At 35.4% G+C, this 15,004-nt stretch carries 16 protein-coding genes; 6 read left to right on the forward strand and 10 right to left on the reverse strand.

The genetic code is table 11. The annotated features are described in order from the left end of the window. Nucleotides 1–88 precede the first annotated feature (88 nt). The 3 genes from OSO01_RS07960 to OSO01_RS07970 all read right to left on the reverse strand — a co-directional run bounded on the left by OSO01_RS07960 (nucleotide 89) and on the right by OSO01_RS07970 (nucleotide 2,697). Nucleotides 89–709, reverse strand: a complete 621-nt coding sequence (locus OSO01_RS07960) for a TetR/AcrR family transcriptional regulator (protein WP_147209893.1) — start codon at nucleotides 707–709, stop codon at nucleotides 89–91. A 178-nt stretch (nucleotides 710–887) separates the two neighbouring features. Next, on the reverse strand, nucleotides 888–1,916 hold the full coding sequence (locus OSO01_RS07965; RefSeq protein WP_147209894.1) for a hypothetical protein: 1,029 nt from the start codon (nucleotides 1,914–1,916) through the stop codon (nucleotides 888–890). Between the two features lie 73 nt (nucleotides 1,917–1,989). Continuing rightward, nucleotides 1,990–2,697 (reverse strand): MerR family transcriptional regulator, encoded by a 708-nt coding sequence (locus OSO01_RS07970; protein WP_147209895.1) that lies wholly within the window; start codon nucleotides 2,695–2,697, stop codon nucleotides 1,990–1,992. A 211-nt stretch (nucleotides 2,698–2,908) separates the two neighbouring features. Between OSO01_RS07970 and OSO01_RS07975 the strand changes: the two genes are divergently transcribed. Next, complete coding sequence (locus tag OSO01_RS07975) at nucleotides 2,909–3,328, forward strand: NUDIX hydrolase (RefSeq protein WP_147209896.1); 420 nt, start codon at nucleotides 2,909–2,911, stop codon at nucleotides 3,326–3,328. Nucleotides 3,329–3,380: 52 nt separating this feature from the next. Here OSO01_RS07975 and OSO01_RS07980 read toward each other — a convergent pair whose 3' ends face one another. Together OSO01_RS07980 and OSO01_RS07985 are read right to left on the reverse strand one after the other, a co-directional pair. Then, nucleotides 3,381–3,584, reverse strand: a complete 204-nt coding sequence (locus tag OSO01_RS07980; RefSeq protein WP_147209897.1) for a hypothetical protein — start codon at nucleotides 3,582–3,584, stop codon at nucleotides 3,381–3,383. Nucleotides 3,585–3,744: 160 nt separating this feature from the next. Beyond that, entirely contained in the window at nucleotides 3,745–4,758 is a 1,014-nt protein-coding gene (locus OSO01_RS07985; protein ID WP_147209898.1) for an NADP-dependent oxidoreductase, read from the reverse strand. A gap of 213 nt (nucleotides 4,759–4,971) precedes the next feature. On the opposite strand from OSO01_RS07985, the gene OSO01_RS07990 reads away from it, so the two are divergent. Further along, nucleotides 4,972–5,682: a phosphatase PAP2 family protein gene (locus OSO01_RS07990; protein WP_147209899.1), complete on the forward strand. Its 711-nt coding sequence runs from the start codon at nucleotides 4,972–4,974 to the stop codon at nucleotides 5,680–5,682. Between the two features lie 328 nt (nucleotides 5,683–6,010). Here the strand turns inward: OSO01_RS07990 and OSO01_RS07995 are convergent, their stop codons facing one another. Beyond that, the gene (locus OSO01_RS07995; protein ID WP_147209900.1) at nucleotides 6,011–7,333 is read right to left on the reverse strand and encodes a replication-associated recombination protein A; all 1,323 of its coding nucleotides are present in this window, start codon (nucleotides 7,331–7,333) and stop codon (nucleotides 6,011–6,013) included. 435 nt (nucleotides 7,334–7,768) lie between these two features. Between OSO01_RS07995 and OSO01_RS08000 the strand changes: the two genes are divergently transcribed. Further along, the gene (locus OSO01_RS08000) at nucleotides 7,769–8,194 is read left to right on the forward strand and encodes a hypothetical protein (protein ID WP_147209901.1); all 426 of its coding nucleotides are present in this window, start codon (nucleotides 7,769–7,771) and stop codon (nucleotides 8,192–8,194) included. A 248-nt stretch (nucleotides 8,195–8,442) separates the two neighbouring features. Here OSO01_RS08000 and OSO01_RS08005 read toward each other — a convergent pair whose 3' ends face one another. Together OSO01_RS08005 and OSO01_RS08010 are read right to left on the reverse strand one after the other, a co-directional pair. After that, nucleotides 8,443–9,402 carry a LacI family DNA-binding transcriptional regulator gene (locus OSO01_RS08005; RefSeq protein ID WP_147209902.1) on the reverse strand — a complete coding sequence of 320 codons (960 nt, stop codon included), beginning with the start codon at nucleotides 9,400–9,402 and terminating at the stop codon, nucleotides 8,443–8,445. Between the two features lie 24 nt (nucleotides 9,403–9,426). Continuing rightward, on the reverse strand, nucleotides 9,427–10,167 hold the full coding sequence (locus OSO01_RS08010; protein ID WP_186813587.1) for a metallophosphoesterase family protein: 741 nt from the start codon (nucleotides 10,165–10,167) through the stop codon (nucleotides 9,427–9,429). Between the two features lie 295 nt (nucleotides 10,168–10,462). Between OSO01_RS08010 and OSO01_RS08015 the strand changes: the two genes are divergently transcribed. Beyond that, nucleotides 10,463–10,663, forward strand: a complete 201-nt coding sequence (locus OSO01_RS08015) for a hypothetical protein (protein WP_147209904.1) — start codon at nucleotides 10,463–10,465, stop codon at nucleotides 10,661–10,663. Between the two features lie 238 nt (nucleotides 10,664–10,901). Here the strand turns inward: OSO01_RS08015 and OSO01_RS08020 are convergent, their stop codons facing one another. Together OSO01_RS08020 and OSO01_RS08025 are read right to left on the reverse strand one after the other, a co-directional pair. Next, nucleotides 10,902–11,864: a cation diffusion facilitator family transporter gene (locus tag OSO01_RS08020; protein WP_147209905.1), complete on the reverse strand. Its 963-nt coding sequence runs from the start codon at nucleotides 11,862–11,864 to the stop codon at nucleotides 10,902–10,904. A 42-nt stretch (nucleotides 11,865–11,906) separates the two neighbouring features. After that, nucleotides 11,907–12,215, reverse strand: a complete 309-nt coding sequence (locus OSO01_RS08025; protein ID WP_371863287.1) for an ArsR/SmtB family transcription factor — start codon at nucleotides 12,213–12,215, stop codon at nucleotides 11,907–11,909. 233 nt (nucleotides 12,216–12,448) lie between these two features. On the opposite strand from OSO01_RS08025, the gene cax reads away from it, so the two are divergent. Both cax and OSO01_RS08035 read left to right on the forward strand, forming a co-directional pair. Further along, on the forward strand, nucleotides 12,449–13,507 hold the full coding sequence (gene cax / locus OSO01_RS08030; RefSeq protein ID WP_147209907.1) for a calcium/proton exchanger: 1,059 nt from the start codon (nucleotides 12,449–12,451) through the stop codon (nucleotides 13,505–13,507). 271 nt (nucleotides 13,508–13,778) lie between these two features. Beyond that, complete coding sequence (locus OSO01_RS08035; protein WP_147209908.1) at nucleotides 13,779–14,984, forward strand: DUF418 domain-containing protein; 1,206 nt, start codon at nucleotides 13,779–13,781, stop codon at nucleotides 14,982–14,984. The last annotated feature ends 20 nt before the right edge of the window (nucleotides 14,985–15,004 follow it).

Here is a 15,004-nt window from a genome sequence, read left to right on the forward strand (position 1 = left end):
CTAAATATATCTTATTGTATCCTGCTCCATCTTTACTGGCATAAACGATTTATAAATGCCATGCAGGATTATGTTCTTTCACTTCTCTTTATTCACTCCCTCTATATAATCCCTTTTTAAGTAAATTTATTTCAAACAGGTATTTATTCAAAGCATCTTCAAATGTGCTCTGTCTGGCAAACTGCTTCATTAAATTTTGAAATGTTACTGCCATCATAATTTCCATCACATGAACAACTTCCTCATCATTAGAAATGTTCAGCTTTTCCTTATCGATACCTGCTATAACCTCTAAAAAAGGTTTGCTGATTCCAGTTTCCCTAAAATCACTAAATATTTTATTTTCCATTTTATAATCCATATTTAAAAATACATTTCTAAAAAAATCACGATTTTTTTGTACCTGGAATTCTTTTAGCATTCTTTGGAAGGTTTCCGTAAATGTTTCAAACAGATTCCCGTTATTTTTCTTCAGAATAGAGATAAACTCCTCACTATTCAACTTCATCTGTTTTTCTAATAAATAATAAAAAGCATCCTCTTTACCATCAAAATACTGATAAAAGCTTCCTCTCGGTATATCTGCATTTTTAATAATATTTGAAACAGATGCTTTATTTAAAGGCTTATTCGAAAATTCCTTTTTAGCAGCGGCAAGTAAGTTATCCTGTTTTTCTTTTGGTAAATTGAAAAATGTTTGTCTAGGCACAATCCCCCTCCTATCTAAATATGACACTTTGTCGCATATGAACTTGATTAATCTTATATGATAAAGATTTTATTGTCAATTTTAAAAGCGACACATTGTCACTTTTATGTAAAGTTATAATACTGAAAGCATAAATCCAGTCCATTTACAGCACTGTAAAAATGACAGACTAACAAAATTATTTTGATTTCTGCTCTCTTATCCTATTTATTCGATCAATCATTTTAATTGGCTCATCGGATCTAAAAACAACAGTTTTAACCTGTTTCTTCCTTCCGTAAGTACCTTTCATTAAAACCGGCTCTTTTAAAATAATTTCATATTGCGGGGAATCCATATTTAACAATGAATAATAGGTATCTTTCGGTATCTTATCTTCAATTCCCCCTTGTTTTGCATTTTTTATACTTTCTATATTTCTAATCTCCAACTCAACACTGCTTTGATAGCCAAGACGTATAATTAGACTGTTTTGATTGATAACATGGGGTAAAAATCTTGCAGAGTTATAAAGGCCAACCATATACAATAAAGCGTAAATATTTAATACTGTAAAAATCCATGCAGCAATGTTACTCCACCATTGAATAACAAAATGGAACAACGCTCCTTCTAAAACAATGATAATTGAAAACACGATTACTATTGTTTTAATCTGTGATGTTTTATGATAGGTAAAAACTTCACTTCTTTTTATATTTATCTTTTTGAACCATACCAATACTGCATAATAAAAAATACTGATTTCCGTAATGACTGCTTCTAAGAAAAATCCCTTTCCTAATTTTGGTTCAAGCAGCCTTCTTGCTGTTTCAAGAAATGTATAACCTCCATTTGAATTAATTTCCTTATAACGAATAATGCCTTTAACTATATTGTACACAATAATAATAGCGACACTAATCTGCACAATAGGCAGAAGCCATACTAAAATTTCGTTAAAAAAATATTTTTGAGAAGATGGAATAATAAAATAAGAAAGCCCTAAACATAAAATAAATGATAAATATAATAGTATTTTTGGCATGGACCCGGGTAGTATCAAAAAGAAATAAATACTCAATGGGCATAAAATGATTAGAGCTAACGTTAATAATATTACGGTTAAGCTATTAATATTACTTAAACGGAAAATAATAAAGCTGCTTATCATTATAATAGAAAGAATCATAAGTAAAATGGATATTTGCAGGCGATTAACCCTCATATTCATTTTCTCCTTTGCTGCCATGATTTGTTCTATTGTTTTCTTTACTTAATATTCTTGAGGCTTCAGCAGTTTAATCTTGGAACCCTTTTGATATATACGAAAAATGATATAATGAACTTTCTTCTGTTTTCAGCTTTTCCAGTTCTTCTTGATACTTTGGTTCCAAAATTTTGTTTAAAATTTTTTCCATTTGTTTCATTAAATTTTGAACTTCTATATTATGTGAGGGAACTCCATTCTCATAAAGGCCTTGTAATTTATTTATAGCGATCAACAGATCATTTTCCGTGTTCATTCTTTCTTCTTTGGTCATATGCTGCATAAATACTTGATCAACAACTGATTTAGAAACTTTGGTGGATAGCCAGTTTTTCTGTCTTTTTTCAAATTGAAGGGAATGAATGATAGCCAGCAGCAGATCACTTTCAATCTTTTTATCTTGAATTAATTGTTCTACTCTCGAAAAAGTATCAATAATATGATTTATTTCGTCCCTTTTCTTCTTAAGTAACTCTTTCTGTTTATATAATGTATCGTGTACGCTAGCTGTTGAATTCTTAGAAAGATATTCAATGACCTCTTTTAAAGAATATCCTAAATATTTTAGTGTTAAGATTTTCTGCATTTTAAATATGTCTTCATGACTGTAGAGTCGATATCCATTTTCTGTATAGCTGGTTGGAGTGAGCACTCCCTTGCGATCATAATAATGAAGAGTTCGTTCTGTGACGCCTGTCAATTCGGCGAATTTTTTTACTGTATACATTTTTTTATTCAAATCCGTTCTCTCCTTCCTTCATTATTACATTCTAAAGTATGACGTTAGGTCATAGTCAATTTTTATATATAACAATATTTATAATCATTGGTGCAGTATCTTTTTATTTGACTTTATTACATTAAAATAATTGTATAAGAAGAAAAAATTGTTATTAGTTTTTTTAAGTCTACTTTTAAAAAAACTAGCTATTGAGAGAGGTTGTGTAATTATGAATCCAATAAAAAAAGTATACGGATATATTACAAGGGTAAAGAACGATAAAATACAAGTTCTTGTTTTCCAGCATTCTAACCCTGAAGCTGGGATACAAATACCTAAAGGAACTGTGGAGGCAAAAGAGGAGATAGATTATGCCATCATCAGGGAAGTAAAAGAAGAAACAGGATTGCAAAAGTTTAAAGTAGAAGGATTGATTACAGAAGATTTTTGGAAAAGTGATGATGGGTCTATTCATCACAGGTTCTTTTATAAGATAACTGTACTGGATGCCCCTGATGAATGGGAATATCAGCCAACCGGGGGCGGTGAAGAATCAGGGCTGACCTTCCACTATTTTTGGATTTTTTCTCAAAATGAAACAGAACTTGTCCGGGGGCACGGAGATTACTTAGATTATATTTTTCAATAGGCTTTGCTCAAAAATAAACATGGCTGCAGCTTCTAAGAAGCTGCAGCCATGTTTATAGACTTTCTTTATTTTGCCTATTATTCTTCTTTTCCGCATAATAGGTCCGCGTATAATAAACGATCCAAAACAGGACGAGGGATGAAAAGGCATAAGGGAATCCATCATTATTCGGAATAAAGATAATCAGCGAAATGCCAATTAATAACGTCGGCGGCATAAGTATCCAATAACGTTTATTTTTAAAAACTTTCATCATAACCATCCCCTTCTTCAAATAAGCAGAAATCCTGTCAAGATAATGTTATTGTATTTTATCATCAATGTCTATTAGGCCTAATCCCTCTTATACTCTTCTATTGTGTAAAAAGCCGCTCATTCAATACATATGAATGAAGCGGCTTCCTTTTCCTGTAATCCTATTCTTTATCAGCGACCTTCACAAGCTGTTTTCCAATATTCTCACCAGAAAACAATCCTAAGAAAGCATCTGGAATGGCATGAAACCCTTTGTGAATCGTTTCTTCAAATTTCAATTCTCCATTGGAAACTGCTTCTTCCAATGCTTGGTATGCTTCATCATAGTGTTCAGCAAAATCTCCAATCAGTAATCCCTGCATTTTCACACGCGATTTAATAAGAAATTGTTGAACACGCAAACCAATATCTTTCTCTCCCTCTTCTAAGTTGTATGTAGAAATTGCGCCACATACAGGTACACGGGCGAATACATTTAACAAAGGCCAAACAGCATCTGAAATTTCTCCGCCAACATTTTCATAATAGACATCAATTCCATCCGGACATGTTTCTTTCAGCTGCTCGCTGACATTTCCTTTTTTATATTCCACTGCAGCATCGTATCCCAGAGTTTCTGTAATATACTTGGCCTTTTCCTTTGACCCGACAATCCCGACAACTCGTGAACCAACTTTCTTAGCCAATTGCCCTGCTACTTGCCCGACTGCTCCTGCTGCTCCAGAGATAACCACCGTTTCTCCTTTTTTAGGTTCACCAATATGCATCATTCCAAAATATGCAGTCAGTGCAGGCATTCCCAGCACGCTAAGTGCATTGCTTGGGCTTAAATCGTTTGTTCTGACCTTGCGAACCTTATCCGCCTTAACAACGTTGTATTCCTGAAAATCAAGATTTCCTGTCACTAAATCACCTGAAGTAAACTGGTCGCTGTTTGACTTCATTACTTGACTAACATTCCCTCCCACTAAAGGAGCTCCGACCTCAAATGGCGCTGCATATGAAGGTGCATCAGACATTCTTCCCCGCATGTAAGGATCGACGGAAACATATAATGTTTTCAGTAATATTTCCCCTTCTTCAGGTTCATTGACTTCAACCTTTTTAAATTGAAATGTATCCTTATCTGGCAATCCATTCGGCCGCTCTTGTAATATCAATTGTTCTTGTTCCATTTCTATATTCCTCCTTAACCTGCTATCTATTATGCAGTAATTAATATTTGCTATACTTCACTTTTCCTTTCTATTTAAAACTATAAACATGTAAAATTCCCTCTATCTAAAATTTTTTCAGCTCTATCCATGCAAAAATATCGATTATTAGGTACAATGAAAGTTCTAAATCAACAATGATGGAAAAACATTTACAGAAAGAAGGTTATTAGATTGGGAAAACAAAAAGTATCTCCTGTACCTTTTTTTATAGTAGGGATACTATTTTTAATTTTATTTGGAGCTATTTCCTGGGGAGTGTATTTTGACAGCAGTTGGATCAGATCTTTTGATCTGGCATGGATTGACCGGATCCAAGGTTCTATCTCTGAAGGGAAAACATCCTTTATTATAAAAGTAACAGAGCTCGGAAGTATGAAGCTGGTTATTGCTTTTACAATTATTATTGCTATTGTATTATTCTTTAAGCGCAGGTTTGCTGAAGGATTGTGGTTTGGGGGAACAATCCTTTTTTGTGCAGCTATCGGAGGAAAAATTCTAAAGAAAATATTTGATCGTGACCGCCCCGCATTTTTACAGCTTATCGAGAAAACCAATGAAAGCTTCCCGAGCGGACATGCCACAGCAACTACTATTTTCTATGGGTTCATTGGATTAGTACTTATACTTACTGCTGTTCAAATTTGGAAAAAAGTAATTGTCGCCTTCATCGCGCTTTTGTGGATTGGCTTTATATTGTATACAAGAATTTATTTAGGAGTTCACTTCCCAACCGATGTACTTGCCGGATTTTTATATGGAACAGCTGTTGTATTCATTTCAATAGGTGTCTATTTACTTGTCCAGCAGCCACTTCGTCATCTGCTTGAAAAACTAAATCTAGTTGATAAAAGTAAGACTTTTGAAAGAGCAGAGAATTACTAGAAGAAGTCAGCGCACAGAGAAATCAGCAGGTTAAAAAGCAAATAATTATAAGAAATACCAACATATAAAGAAAAATCCGAACTTATCTGTATTCTAACAAAAGAATATCAAATGATAGTTCGGATTTTTTACTGGCCGAGATATTCATATCTCAGCCTTTACGAAATTTGCGGCGGAAGAACATGCAGTTCACATCTACATATATAATACGTTGTCTCCCGACTTACGCAAATCAGCTCATCGCAATTTAAAGTATAGCATTGTTTTCGTTAAAACGCCATGCTTCAGTTCTGCTTTGTTACCGGAAAAGCTTCAACCGATTAGATTCTTAATTGTTCCTCTCATGCCACTCTCTAATGTAGTTTAACCTGTCTTTAAATTTTTTCTCATTTCCTTGATTTGTTGGAAAATAATACTGCTGTCCCTCCAAAGAAGGCGGCATTGTTTTCATCGTTGTTAATTTATCCTGTTCATCATGTGAATATTGATAATCTTTTCCATAATCCAGCTCTTTCATTAATTTTGTCGGTGCATTTCTTATTTGCAATGGTACTGGCTCATTAATAGATTCCTTTACATCTTTTTTTGCTTTTTGCCGTGCTTTATATACAGCATTTGATTTTGGAGCAAGAGATAGATAAATGACAGCCTCTGTCAAATGAACATCACATTCCGGCATCCCGATATACCTGCAGGCCTGGAATACATCAGTTGTAATTGTTAAGGCACGTGTATCTGCCAGACCGATATCCTCACTTGCAAAACGGACTAACCTTCTTGCAATATATATCGGATCTTCTCCAGATTCCATCATCCTGGAGAGCCAATAAACAGCCGCATCCACATCACTGTTCCGCATCGATTTATGCAGGGCAGAAATGATGTTATAATGCTCCTCCCCACTTTTATCATATAGGAAGGAAGTTCGGGTAATCAGCTGTTCCAGATTAGACTCATTAATATAGAAACCTTCAGAGCTTGTATCACTATTTAAAACAGCCATTTCCAGCGTATTCAGGGCACTTCTTGCATCCCCGTTGGCAAATTTCGCGATGGCTCCCAGGCTTTGATCTGTTATTTGAATATTCTTATCACCAAACCCATAAGGATGATTTATCGCATTCTTTAGCAGGTTTACAATATCAGATAGTTCCAGCTGGTTTAAAACAAATACCTTGCTTCTCGATAACAATGCGGCATTTACTTCAAAGGATGGGTTCTCTGTTGTTGCTCCAATTAAAATAATGCTGCCATTTTCTACATAAGGGAGGAAGGCATCCTGCTGCGCTTTGTTAAACCGGTGTATTTCATCAATAAAAATAATAGTTTTTTCACCTAAATCAAGCCTTGCTTCAGCTTCCTTCATAATTATTTTAATATCCTTGATACTGCTGTTTACAGCAGACAGGTTAATAAATTTTGATTCTGTCTTATTGGCAATAATTTCAGCCAATGTTGTTTTCCCGACCCCGGGCGGTCCCCAAAAAATAATAGACGTAACCTGATCATTTTCGATAATCTCTCGCAAAACCTTCCCACGGGCTAATAAGTGCTGCTGACCGGAAAATTCATCCAGTGTTTTTGGCCGCACACGGCTGGCAAGTGGAGAATTTCTTTTATTATCCTCTGCAAAAAGTGATTCCTGCTTCATTGGGCTCACCTCTCTTTTGAATGATTTGCATGTTAGGATTTAAATATTTTATTTTGGGTTTAAAACAAGTAGCTGCTTTAGCCTGACTTATTTTCTGAAATCCGCCCAAAAGAACATTTGTTCTATTATAACAAATACTTATTCATTTGCAAAGTTATTTAAATCCAGAAAAGAATTTATAAAAACAAAAAGAACTGGTAATCGCAGCTCTTTCTAATTCTTTCATTTTCTGTTAAGCATTTCAGCCTGATAGTTTTCATCTTTTCCTCGTATCTTCAGGTATATCTTTTTTCATTTCGCGACGTTAAATACTGCATTAATGCCGCTCTTTTATCTTACCTTCCATCCTTAATAACTTGATAGGCTTATATATTATTAGAAGCTAATTCCCTTTATGTTATAATAAAATAAGACCATTTCCAGGGAGAGTGAAATATGCTGTTTATACAAATCCTTTTAGTTGTTATTATACTTGCCGGAATTGTATATTTAATATTTTTACGCAAAAGAAATAAATTTGATCCATCACAATCACGCAGGGATCCTTTTGAAGTTATTTTAGAAGCTTCGGAAATGCTTGAAAACAAAGAAAATAATGTATCGCCTATAAAATATATGCGAGTAATGAAATATGTAAAACAAGAAACTGGAATGGGCTTCTTCGAATTAAAAAGATATATAGAAAATTCTACATCCCCCTATCAAAAATTAGAAGACCCTGAAGTTGTACAACATTTAGAAGACATGCTCCAAAAACCTGAAAATGAACATAAAGCAGTTAAATATGTACAGGATTATAGTGGATTAAGCTTCGAAAAAGCGAAGAATTACATTGATAAATTCAAAAATACAATGCTTTAAAGTAATTCCCACTTTTTACAGAGTGGTTCAGATCTATTATATTTAATTTCACAAAAACACTTGACCTGAAATCGTTATCAGAAAGTACACTCAATTTAAGAAGCAGTCCGGAGTGAATTTAGCATGGAATCTGAATATTATGATGAGTGTAACTAAAATGGCATGATCATATAATATTCTGGTATTCCAGCTAATCCCGGGCTGTTCTTTTGTTATTATTCTTTTCCCTGCTACATTGTGATAAGTCTTTACACTGTCGATCTTTCAATCAATTCAGCAGAAACTTCTTTATGGGAAACTTTTTCGGATACGGCCTGCTCAAAGAGAAGCTGGCCGATAGAATATAAGGGTATGTCGACTGTAGTTATACTCATTGCACGTGCTATCGGCTGATCATCAAATCCAATAACCGCTAAGTCTTCTGGTATTTTAAGTTGGTACTTAGAGCTTGATGTAATTATTCCTGCTGCCACTTGATCACCAGTAGCAAGTATAGCTGTAGGACGCTTTTGGAATGTTCCCATTTCTTTCAAAATACGTTCCCCGTCTTCTATGTTGAGACATTTTTTAAATATATATTTTTCATTATAAGGAAGTCCTTTTAGCTTTAGAAAATCACGATAAGCCTGTTCGCGCTGTCTGCTGTTCGTTCCTTCCAGCCTGTTTATTGAAAACCCAATTTCCCGGTGTCCATGCTCATAAAGGTATTCTAAGGCTTTTATAAAACATGCATAATGATCGATAAATGTATAGCTTAATGATGTTTGTTCTCCATCCTCAAAAAGAACAATATTGCCATATTGCTGATAGCTTTCCACTATATCTAAGGAAATTTTTCTGGAACAAATGATCAGGCTGTCAATTTGCTTTAACTTTAACATCTCCAAAGCTTCTTTTTCCTGATGTTCATGATATCCTGTCTGATAAAGCACCAATTTATATTGATGAACAGAAGCTGCCTGTGATATCCCTTGAACCAAATTTGAAAAATACGGCTGGTCAAGAAATGGCAAAACAACACCAATTAAGTTTGTTTTTCCTTTCTTCAAGTTAACCGCATTAATATTTGGAATATAGCCAGTTTCTTTAATTGCTTTTTTAACTGCTGCTTCCTTTTCTTCCTTTACATAAGGCTGATTATTCAGCACACGTGAAACTGTAGTAACAGATACACCAGCAGCTTTGGCAACATCACGAATGTTTGCCATTTCCTCACCCCCAAAGCTCCATTTTTAGCCTTTTTCATTACTTATATAGTTTGTCTGATATGAATCTCCCGTAATAATTAAACAGTTTAACCTGCCTCCATAAGCACATGCTCCGTCAATGTCAATCTTCTTATTACCAAAAAAAATACTATTATCTTTGTTTCCACGAATAGATTGTGTCGGCGTATGCCCATGAACAACGGTAAAATCATAAGGATGATCAACCCCTAAGAATTCTTGACGAATCCAGATTTTATCATAATCAGGAGTATCTCTCCAATCAGCCAATAGTGGATTAATACCTGCATGGACAAATAGATGCTTTTCAGTTTTATAATAATATGGCAGGTTGGACAGAAACTCTAAATGTTCACTATCTTTTTCTTTGATCAGCTGCTTTGCAGAATGTAAATATTCCTCTGCAGCATTATCTGGAAAATAGTCTTCTCCAACATAAGTTTCCAATGTAGTCATTCCGCCGTTAATTAAATAACGCCGCTGTTTGTCTGGATTATTACTAAATATAAACTCTATAAACATTTGATCGTGATTGCCTCTTAAAGCAATAGCCCCTTCGTCTACAAGTTTCATTATGTAAGTAACCGTCTGCTTCGATTCAGGACCTCTGTCAATATAATCTCCAAGCAGAATAAGCTGGTCTTCTTCCGGATTATAATCGTTTAATTGCAACAACTCTACAAGCTCTTTATAGCAACCATGGATGTCACTGATAGCCAGGATTCTTTTCTTTGAAATGGTAATCACTCCTTTGACTTCAATTATAACATGCTTAAATTATAGTTGTTGATAGCAGATTTTCTATAGAATAATATTTATGACAGGAATTGATGTATGTTACTATTTTGGTATTGAAGAATTATAAAGTGAAGGGTTTCCAGAAAATTTTGCATCATCTACTATTTGAGGAATAAAACCTCAGTCCGCAACACTTCGGGGCTATGATAAAACCTGATTAAATGATTACCTCAAGTACTTTCCAATACGCAAAAATTCGCTTATACTACTTACAAAGGGAGGCGAAAACACGGAAAAAGAACCGATGTTAAAAGAAATACTGCATGCCTTAGAACTTCATTCTCAGCATTTAGATAAAAAGTTTGATCAAATGGATTCCAAGATGGATAATATGCGGACAGACTTAGAAACGAAGATGGACAACATGCGGGCAGATTTGGAAGTCAGGATGGACAGAGGCTTTGATCACTTAGGGAAGAAGATAGATGGGGTCCGGACAGATTAAACAAAAACCCAAGATACTACCGATTTTCTGTTAAGTAAAACTGCCCAGCACGAGAAAAAACTCCGCCATTACTCAGAACCGCAATAACACTTTCCTTATTATTTAAATCCCAAAATGTTAAAAGCCCCCGCTGTATCACTGTTGTAATAGAGTGGGGGGACTTTAATTTTTTACGATACTAACTCTGATTTGCAATAAATCTGAAATACAGATTATATAACTCTTTATTTTCTATGTTTTAATGACTATGGCCATGATGGTGCTCAGCACCAATCTCATAATCTGCATGACACAGAATAGAATCTTCATGTGGATGTGTATCCGTTTCTACTTGGATGGTTACGTGTCCAATACCTTTATGTCCTAATTCACTCTCAACGGTACGAAGCAATAATTGACTTTCCTCTACCATCATATTCCCGTCTACAATGATATGACAGGAAAGCGCATTTTGCCCGCTTGTAATACTCCATACATGTAAATCATGGATACCCTTGATACCATCTACATTCTCGATAGTCCTCACAATTTCTTTCAGGTCTACATTAAGCGGTGCTCCTTCCATCAAAATATGAACGGAATCTTTTGTGACCCGCCAGCCACTGATTAAAATCAGTACTGCAACCAATACACTCGCTACTGTATCTGCCCACGTCCATTGGAAGAAAATCATCAGCAGTGCTGCTGCGATAGCTCCGACAGAGCCAAGCAAATCGCCGAGAACATGCAGGAAAGCTGCACGCATATTTAGATTATCCTTTGTATCTCCACCACGTAACATGGTAAATGCAACAAGAATATTTACTAATAAACCAATTACAGCAATAATTAGCATACCAGAAGAAGCTACTTCAGGCGGATCAAATAATCTCTGGAATGCTTCATAAAAAATAAATAGTGAAACAGCAAGTAATGTGACACCGTTCAAAATAGCTGCCAAAATTTCAAAGCGTTTGTATCCATAAGTTTTAGCATGATTTGCAGCTCTTTCTCCCAATATAAAAGCAATGAGAGCAATCAATAAGGAAATAGAATCGCTCAGCATATGTCCGGCATCTGCCAATAAAGCCAGACTATTTGTAAGAATACCGCCGATTACTTCGATAATCATAAACACTGTAATAATGATAAAACTGATTATGAGTGTTTTTTTATTAGCACCATGTGTATGATCATGACCATGGTGATGTCCCGCTCCCATATGATAACCTCCTTATTTAAAATATGCATTTATAAGTACCTGTTAACTGTGGCTTGCATGATCTATCATTTGTTTTAAAATAAGCATCACATGCTCATCGTCAGGCGAATAATAAAGCGTTGTTCCTTCACGGCGATACTTCACAAGACGTAAATTCTTCAGGAAACGCAATTGATGTGATACCGTTGATTGTCTGATATCTAAAGCCTCTGCGATTGCATTAACGGAGCATTCTTTTTTAAAAAGTAAATGAAGAATGCGGATTCTCGTTGGATCACCCAATGCTTTAAATGTTTGTGATACGATAAATAATGTTTCACTGTCCAGGTCTTCAGAAGAACTGTTTTCCACTTTGTACTCCTCCAATGTTTGATTTACCTCCTTTTATAATTTTGGATAATAATACAATTATTTAACCTGATATTCATTATATGAACATATTATCATATAAGCATATATATTACAACTATAATAATACAACTATTATTTGTCCGTCGGGAACATGAAACTCCTCCCTTTAAAAATAATATCTAATAAATCTGGGCAACCTATTGCTATCCAAATCTAGAAAACGGGGGATAACGATGAATAAATTATTTATGATTTTCGTTTTCATTGGTCTGCCACTCTCCATCATCGGTTCTATTTTTCATTGGTCTGCCACTATTATGTTCATCATCTATTGTTTAACTATTATTGCTTTAGCCGGATTTATTGGCAGAGCCACTGAAAGTTTAGCAATTGTTTTGGGCCCAAGAGTCGGCGGCTTATTAAATGCAACTTTTGGAAATGCGGTTGAACTTATTATTTCTATCTTTGCACTCAAGGCTGGACTTATTGGAATTGTGCTGGCTTCGTTAACAGGATCCGTATTAGGCAACTTACTGCTTGTCGGTGGGCTTTCCTTTTTTGTAGGTGGCCTGAAATATAAAAGGCAAACTTTCAGCATTTATGATGCACGTCATAATGCAGGAATGCTAATTTTTGCTGTTATTGTTGCCTTTGTTATCCCTGAAGTGTTTACACATACGATGAATGAACAGGATACAATGATTTTAAGTGTCGGGATCGCCATTATTTTAATCGTATTATATTTGGCAGCATTGTTATTTAAGTTCGTTACTCATCGCGGGGTTTATCAAACAGATCATACACCAGTGGAGCCTGGTCATGAAGAAAAGCCTGAATGGGGAAAGGGAAAAGCAATTTCAATCCTGGCACTTGCAACGGCTGCTGTGGCCTATGTTTCAGAGCATTTAGTCTCGACCTTTGATACTGTTGGGGCTGCCTTCGGATGGTCGGAATTATTTATCGGGATAATTATTGTCGCCATTGTCGGAAATGCAGCAGAGCATGCATCAGCAATCATCATGGCTTATAAAAATAAAATGGATGTTGCTGTTGAGATTGCTGTCGGGTCTACACTGCAGGTAACCATGTTTGTTCTGCCGATTCTAGTGCTGTTATCCCTCTTCTTTTCAACATCCATGTCGCTTGTCTTCACATGGCCGGAGCTGATTAGTATGGTGACAGCTGTGTTATTAATGATAACCATATCGAATGATGGGGATTCCAATTGGTTTGAAGGACTCGCTTTATTAGCTGCATATGTGATTATGGGAATTGGATTTTACTTTATTTAAATATAGGAGATACATTTTATACAGATAGCGTTTTTCTAGCGATTGCCTTTTATAAATTTAAAAGGCAATCGCTTTTTTATGCAATGGATTTTCTGTCATATTTCCGTTTATAAGAGAAATTCCCTTTGTATATAATCTGCCTTTACATTAATTAATTCTTTGCTTTCAAATTATAATCAATTCACTTTATAAACTCTTTAGAATTGTTATTTACAATCAAATTATTCACTACAAAACATTATCATTTTATGTCAGAAAGGAAGATGAAATAATGAATTTTAAACCGGCCAACAATCGGATAATACTTTTGGACATTGTCCGGGGTTTGGCTATTCTCGGTATTCTTTTAGTTAATATGCTTTTTTTCACTACCTCTTTGCAGGCTATTCAATTCCAATTGGAATTATGGCCGGGCTGGTGGGATCAAGCCATACAATCCTTCCTTGATTTCTTTGTCTCCGGCAAATTTATTGCTATTTTTTCTTTTTTGTTTGGATACAGTATGATTTTAATGAAGGATAGTGCCTTAAAAAGAAAGCGCCATTTTGTGCCTATCTACACCCGCCGCCTGCTTGCATTACTTTTGTTCGGGTTGATACATGGATGGTTTATCTGGTATGGAGATATTCTCTTTCATTATGCCTTACTTGGTTTTCTCTTATTACTCTTCCACAAACGGGCAGCAAAAACACTGCTGGTCTGGGCATGTCTTCTGCTTCTTTTTATTCCTGGACTATTGCTGTTCAGCGGTCCAGATGGAAGCTATGAGCCTAACCCCGAATGGATGGAGCAGGTTCATCAATGGATTACTGCTGATGAAGCGGTATATAGCAGTGGTACATGGGCAGAAATTCAAGAGCTCCGGATAAAAGATTGGAATTCCTCCGTAATGAATCAAATTATCTTTTATCCGCAAATTCTTGGATTGTTTCTGCTTGGTGCTTATTTTGCAAAGAAAAAATGGTTTTCAAATATACCCGCTAATTACTCTCAGCTATTGCAGATTTGTCTGTGGACAGGGGGAATCGGCTTTTTATTACAGCTTATCCCCGTAATTTTAAAACTGACTATGGACCCGCTGACAATGTGGATGAATCAATTTGAAGTTCTTCAGCATCTGTTGGGCGGTCCGCTGATTGCTGTCTTCTATATCACATTGATTGCTTTATTAATCCAAAAAGGCACATGGAAACGCTTGTTAAGCCCATTATCCAGTGTCGGTCGTATGGCGTTTACTAATTATATTATGCAATCCGTTATCTGCACCTTGATTTTTTACAGCTATGGACTTGGCCTATTTGGTAAGATAGGGCCTGCAGCAGGTTCATTGCTTGCTGTCCTGATCTTTATCATGCAGGTTATATGGAGCAAGCACTGGCTTCGTTATTTCCGGATGGGACCATTAGAATGGATTTGGAGAGGAATTACCTATTTGTCCTTACCGCCTTTGAAAGCGAAGAAATCTGTAAAAGATTAGAAATGAGATTAAGATACAAT

The organism is Oceanobacillus sojae (genome assembly GCF_007991515.1).
Taxonomy (GTDB): Bacteria; Bacillota; Bacilli; order Bacillales; family Amphibacillaceae; genus Oceanobacillus; species Oceanobacillus sojae.